The following is a 6,819-nucleotide window of genomic DNA, read 5'->3' as shown; positions in this document are numbered from 1 at the left end:
GACTTTAGGTAAAACCGAGACAGTCTTTGCCCTGAAATAATCCTCGGACATGTAGAGCATGCCGGCATAGGCGCCATATCTTCCATACGAATTCTTCAAGAGATAGTAAAAGTGTCCCGCCTCATCGTGCGCCGTACCGACGAGATGCATCATGTGGTCGTCTGTAGTAAGGAAGCGTTCGAACTCATGCTGCCGCATTTCCTGTGTCACCGGATGCTGCGGCCAAAGAGCCATCCCCTGACGCGAGCCGAAAGTATCTTCGCTCACATCTCCATGCCAAGCCACCGTCTTGCCTACAGACAAAGCACGGCGCACCACCTGCTCCAGCTCGTCCAACGGAAGGTTGTAGTAAGACTGATGCTCCCAGTTGTCCGGTACTTCCAATATAAAAGAGGTATGAAAAGGATGATGCGTGAAGCTCGTCAACTGCACATAATCCTGCGCCTTGAAGTGAAGCGAGTCGGCAAACGAGCGGGCAGTATAACTCCTGCCACGATAGAGAAACGAATCGGGTACCGCCCCCATCTGCTCGTCCAGCAGAGCTACAGCACGTTCTCTGTAACCGGGGAGGTCGCGATGCTTCACAGCTTCCCCGGCCAGCTTCTTCAATTGCTTCAGCAACGCCCCATGGTCATGTCTTTTACTTCCCGGTTGGCGTCCCCGATATGCCTCCAACGGCAGCACACCGTCTTCCTCCAACACCCGGAGGAAAGAATGTCCCAGCCCACCATTCCTAATCTCTTCTCTGCCGCAAGAATAGTAATAAGCATCAAACTGATTCAAGTATTTCTGCCTGACCATGTACATAGGCGACAGGCGCACCGTATCTCCGGGATGCCCTGCCAGCCAGTCAGACTCCAGCAGAGAGGCTGAGGCATAAGCCCAGCAGGTAGAAGTACGACCCTGGTTCAGCACCGGGGTGTGGGCACACACTGAATCAGAAACGAAAACATGCGCCTCCAACCTCTTTTCCGTACGTGAACAGGCGGACAGAGCGAGGGAAAGGCATAAAAGAATGAGCAACCTATTCATATATAATCTTAGTTATTACCATCTCTACCCGATAATCCATTTACTCCCCGGTATCAACGAGATGAGCTTGGTTGCCACGAAACAACTGATAAACGTACATATCGCTATAACCGGAATGGCTGCCACAGTGGGCAATCCCAATGTAGACTTAAACACCGACACCCACAAGCCAAGCCAGAAAATGTGCATAAGGAACATGCCGTAGCTGAGTTTCGACATTTCGGCAATGATACGCGGAGGTTGAGGAATGCTGATGCAACTGAACATCAAGAACGCACCTGTCGTCAACACCACGCAATTAAGGGTGCAGAATGCCCAAGCCACCTCAATGACCGGCGTATCATGAAGCACTCCCGGAACTGCCTGAACATAGAACGACCCTATAGTGGCAACCGCACCAACCAGCATCAGCAGAAAACCGACCCGCAGACGCAAGGAACGCCCCCAAGTGAGATGCACGCGGATATAATGCGCCAACACAAGATAGCCCAAATAGCCCGAGAAGTTCCACAGCATGTGATACTCGTTCCAGAAACACTGTCCCCACACTTCGCCAAACCAACGGTTGAGGAAAGGCATACAAGTGGAGATCAGGAACAGCCCGATGAAGAAACGCTCTTCTTTGGCCGAAACCTTCTCTAACCATGGCGATATGACCGGAATAAACAGATAAAGACCTATCAACGGATACATGAACCAGAAGTGTCCGGCAAGCGCAGGAAAGTTCAGCCAAATGCGTGAAAGGTCGTTCAGCGATTGTGTCCCATCTATCTGTCCCCACAACATGGGCAGCGTGCTATACAGCACCATGAAAAAAACAAAGGGCGGCAGAATACGCAGAAAACGCTTGCGGTAAAACTGCCAACAGCTTTGTCCCTGCTTCATCGGCGCAAGCAGATAGGCCGAAACAATCATAAACAAAGGTACAGACATACGTGAAAAGCCATCGTAAATAGATACCCACAACCTATCCGCCTCGTTCTGAAGGAAAGACTGCGGTCCTGCCATGTCCGTAGAGCCGGCAGCTCCATAAAAATTCTCGCTGGCATGAACCAACATGACCAAGAAGCACGCAAACACGCGCACATAATCCAAAAAAGCAATGCGTTTCATTTTATTTCAAGTTTTCTATTTATGCGAATCAAGAGTTAAAAGTGTCAGTGCTTCACCCTATTCGAATCATTCATCAATTTATTCTCTTGTATTCGGGAACGCAGATATCCTTAACCGCGCAGCTCCCATAGGGATGAGTGTGATTTCTTCTTTATCGCCTCTCGCTACATCTTCTTCGGGCAACACACCACACAACCCGGTTTCATCTATTTTCCATGCGGGAACCAATCGACCGACAGCCTTCACCTCCAAAGGTACATTGGCCACCGTAAAAGGGTAGTCGTCAGCCGGCCATGATTTACGGATTACCTCGAAATGCTTCAAGGGTTCCGTCTTGTCCAACACCAGAGAATAATTCCAAGGGCTGCCGGGATATATCTCAGTAGTGGGCCATTTTTGAGGGTCAGCATCTTTCTGCCATTTAGAATCACCGATGGCTGTTTCGCGGCTGTCCTTCTCTACATATTTCTCTGCAATCTTAAGAGAGAGCGTGAGAGGACCGTAATCCACACTTACGCTGTTCTTATTGACCTGCCAGGTGCGCATGGACAAAGACATCGGGAACGTCAATTCCACGCAGTCCCCATCCGACCACTCGCGATGGATGCAGAGATACTTTCCTGCCACGGGAACCGCACCTACTTCCTCACCATTCACGCGCACTTTCGCTTTTTGAGTCCATGAAGGGATTCGGAAATAAAACGGAAAGGTGACTTTTTCCTCGGTAGAGACAGAAAAACGGATGTCTTCCTCAAAAGGATAATTCGTCTCTTCGTGCAAAGTGATTTCCTTTCCAGCAGCTACTTTCACTACAGCCTTGCAAGCTGCATAAAGAGCCGTTGCCACTCCATTGTCGGGAGTTGCCAAAACCAGATGTTCGGCAAAGTAAGGCCAGCCTTGTGCATGATTGTGCTGGCAGCAACGACTGCTGAAAGGATTCATCGAAAGAAACGGTCCGCGGTTGTCGATGCCCGGATGATGATTCTTGGAATCACTGACGACATGGTTCGGGCAAGTGATGTAGCGCAGCGCTTTAAAGTCCGGCATCACAGCTGCAGGATAAGAGTTAAATGCCACTTCTTCGCAATGCTCGGCCCACAAGGGATCGCCCGTCATGCGAAGCATAATTTCATCGGAAGCCATCTGCTCAACCAGCCCGCAGGTTTCCACCCCTTGCCGGGGATCGATATATCCCAAACGGGCATTCTCATCCGCCCCGAACATGCCGCCGGGCACCTGCCCGAAAGTACGACGAATCAGCCGATGGACATTATAAGAGGCTTTCAGCATGGCAGAATCACCGGTCTGCATATAATAAGTGGCAGGCTCACGGAAACATTGGGCAATGTTTACGTTGTGCCAGTTGGGCAAAGAGGTCGATTGAGTCCAGTCGGCAGTGTTGCGATGAATCTTTTCGGCCAATTCGAGCAAAAAAGCATCTCCCGTATGACTGTAAAGCCAGTAGATACTGATGATGTTATCACCTCCACGACTGTTCTCCCAAAAGTCTTCCAGAAGCAGGTCGTCGGGAACCGTCATCTGCCATTTAAAGTAGTTTGTCATCAGGTCTATGACACGCTGGTCTTGAGAATACTCGTAATAAGATTGCAGGCACCAAAGCATAATCATCTGTGCCCAAAGTTCGCGCTTCCCATTGCGTTCGTTGACCGGACCGAAATAACCGTCCGGCTGGCGGCTGGCAAATACGCCTTCAATCCAGTATTCGGTTTCTTCTATCATCTTCGGATCATTCAGAATATATGCCAAACTACTATACCCTTTGAGCCAATAGGGAACTTCTTCCCAACCATGGTCCCCACCGGTCGTAAGCCAGGCATTGTTATCCTTTTCCAACCAAGCGCTGATTTCCCCCAAATGTCCGGTCAGGCCATCGCGCTGCAACTCCAGAAATTTCCTTACCCAACCCTCAGGGCGAATGCTGCCTACCGGCAATTTTATAAAGTTCAACGGACGAAGCGGGGCACGGTAACCCATATAATTGGCATTGACAGCATGTATATCCGGTCGGTCCACCACCGTCACCGTACCGACAGAAGGGACAGAAGTACAAGCCGTAACCGAAATTGCCAATGCCACAAAAAGGAAGGCAGCCACCCATGTATATAAGTTCCTCATGATTATATCTTAATCAATGCTATTCAATAAATCCACCTTCCCCTCATTAACCAACTTCAATATCAACTCACCGAAAAGAGTGTTCTGCCAGGCAAACCAAGGGCGGGTGAAGTTGGTTGCATCATCCTTATGAAACGATTCATGCATAAAGCCAGTACCGGCATCCGTATCCATCAGCATCTTGATGCAAGTTTTGATTTCGGCATCATCCCGGCTTGTGAAAGCTTTCATCATAATGCTCATGGGCCACACCATGTCATAGCCGATATGCGGTCCGCCGATACCCTCACCGGCTTTGCCGCTGAAGAAATAAGGATTACTGTCGCTCCACACAAAACGGCGGGTATTCTGATAAATGGGGTCATTAACGTCTACATCTCCCAAATAGGGCATGGCAAGCAAACTGGGCACATTGGCATCGTCCATCAGCAGATGATTGCCGAAACCATCGACTTCGAAAGCATAAATAGTGCCGAATTCAGGATGATTGTAGGTTGCATAGCGTTTCAAAGCCACCTCCACCTCATCGGCCAAGGCACGGCAGTCGGCAGCCAAAGCGGTCTCCTTGTTCACTGTTTCCAGAATCTCGGCAGCTTGCGCAAGGAAGTGACAGCAAAGAAGTTGGAAGGCACAAGGAACTGAAGCGTTGTGGCATCGTCCGACGGGCGGAAGCAGGACACGATAAGTCCTACCGGGCAGACAGGAGCACCCAGGCCGTCATTGTTCAGCGTATCGAGCGCACGCTCCGTCTTGCGTTGAAATTTGTAAGGACCGACACCCTCTTTGCGTTGCTGCTGACAAAAAGTTGTATAAATGTTACGGATAGCTTCCAGCCATTCAGCACCGAAAACAGAAGTGTCACCCGTCACCTGCCAGTAGTGATAAGCCAACCGCAAAGGATAGCAAAGTGAATCAATTTCCCACTTGCGCTCATGCAGTTCGGGCTTCATGTCGGTAAGGTCGCTCATCCAATGTCCATCGGGCAGCGCACCGTCGTTGTAAGCATTCGCATATGGGTCTATATTGATACACTTGAACTGGCGCAGAATAACACCGGCCAGCATATCTTTCAGTTTCGGGTCGTTGTTGGCAAGCTGCACATATGGCCATACTTGCGCCCCTGAGTCACGCAACCACATGGCGTGGATGTCACCCGTATATACAAAAGTATCAGGCTTTCCATCGCTACCTTTGCGGAAGTGTACAGTAGTATCCAGCGTATTGGGAAAACAGTTGGCAAACATCCAGGAAAGCTTGCGGTTCTTCAAAAGTTTCTGTACACGGGCAATCTCTTTCTCCACGGCATTGGAACGGAAAAGGCGTTGTTTCTCTTTAGGACGGTTAGAGGTATAGTTACCGGCATATGCCGTATTGTCCTGCACGGACACAAAGCCCGCATCGGCAAGAAGGCGGCTACTGTTGGCAGCCTGAACCATACCGGTAGCTGCAGCCAGAACAAGACTGAAACAAATCTTTTTGGAATTAAGAATCATATTTCTTCTATATAAATTTGAATTTAAAATTGCTATTAGTCAAGTGGAGTTTTGGTAGCTTTCACTCCCTCAAAAGTCATGCGTACCGGTTTTATCTTTCCTTTTTTGTCAAAGTACATCCGGTCAATGCAGGTGGCACGGCTGTTTGCTGCCGTTTCTCCCAACGGGCGACGGTGGTAAATGATGTACCATTCGTCCTTACCTTTTCCACGTACCACTGAATGATGTCCGGCACCGGTAGCTACATCGGCATCCTGCTGAAGAATGATTCCCTCGCGATGGAACGGTCCGAAAGGAGAGTCGGCAATGGCATAGGCCACACGGTAGTCCGGGCTTCCCCAACCGCCTTCCGACCACATGAAGTAATACTTTCCGTTACGTTTCAACATGAAAGGTCCTTCTACATAGTCCTGAGGAGTCACCTCTTTATAGACTGTACCATCATCAAAAGGAACGATACCAAGTAAATCGGGAGACAGTTTCACGATATTGCAATGCCCCCATCCGCCATAGTACATATAGTAAGTGCCATCGTCATCGCGGAACACAAACTGGTCGATGGGCTGTGCGCCATTCACAATTTTATCAATCAAGGGCTTGCCCAGCACATCTTTGAAAGGACCTGCCGGGTTGTCTGCCACAGCCACACCGATACCGCCAATCTCAGAGTTGTTCTGTATGTCATTCCCTCCGAAGAAAAGATAATAGCGGCCATTGGCTCGATGACAGCCGGCGCCCACAAAGCGCGGCGCAACCATGGGATATTTTCCTTTGAAAGCACGCGTGGATGTTTGGTCCAATGCACCAAGTCGGGCGAAGAATAGGCATCCATAAAAGTCTGTTCATCATAAGGAGCGGAATATGTAGGATAAATCCAGAACTTTCCGTCCAGCACTACCCCCTCAGGTCGGCATACCAACCGGGAAAAATCGGATTGCCGCTACGTTTCTTCTGTGATTCTCCACCAGATTGCGCATAAAGAGAAGAAGAGGAACAAAACAATGCCAAGCAGTAAATAGTAAGTTTCTTAAATTTCATGGTAAAT

Annotated in this window: 3 protein-coding genes and 2 pseudogenes; all 5 read right to left on the bottom strand. The window is 49.4% G+C overall.

Annotated features, from left to right (window positions below; genetic code table 11):
- Window positions 1-1,032 (bottom strand): C1 family peptidase (locus tag JCM16496_RS20080; protein ID WP_025836319.1); only part of this gene is annotated, 1,032 nt, incomplete at its 3' end.
- A 24-nt stretch (window positions 1,033-1,056) separates the two neighbouring features.
- Window positions 1,057-2,145: an acyltransferase gene (locus tag JCM16496_RS20075; RefSeq protein WP_025836318.1), complete on the bottom strand. Its 1,089-nt coding sequence runs from the start codon at window positions 2,143-2,145 to the stop codon at window positions 1,057-1,059.
- A gap of 78 nt (window positions 2,146-2,223) precedes the next feature.
- Window positions 2,224-4,281: a beta-L-arabinofuranosidase domain-containing protein gene (locus JCM16496_RS20070; RefSeq protein ID WP_025836317.1), complete on the bottom strand. Its 2,058-nt coding sequence runs from the start codon at window positions 4,279-4,281 to the stop codon at window positions 2,224-2,226.
- 9 nt (window positions 4,282-4,290) lie between these two features.
- A pseudogene (locus tag JCM16496_RS20065) lies at window positions 4,291-5,525 on the bottom strand (glycoside hydrolase family 125 protein).
- 284 nt (window positions 5,526-5,809) lie between these two features.
- Window positions 5,810-6,812: pseudogene (locus JCM16496_RS20060) on the bottom strand (glycoside hydrolase family 43 protein).
- Between the last annotated feature and the right edge of the window lie 7 nt (window positions 6,813-6,819).

It is taken from the genome of Bacteroides rodentium JCM 16496 (assembly GCF_000614125.1).
GTDB classification, from domain to species: Bacteria; Bacteroidota; Bacteroidia; order Bacteroidales; family Bacteroidaceae; genus Bacteroides; species Bacteroides rodentium.
Note: the sequence above shows the minus strand (reverse complement) of the source record. Positions and strands in the feature narration are given on the sequence as shown.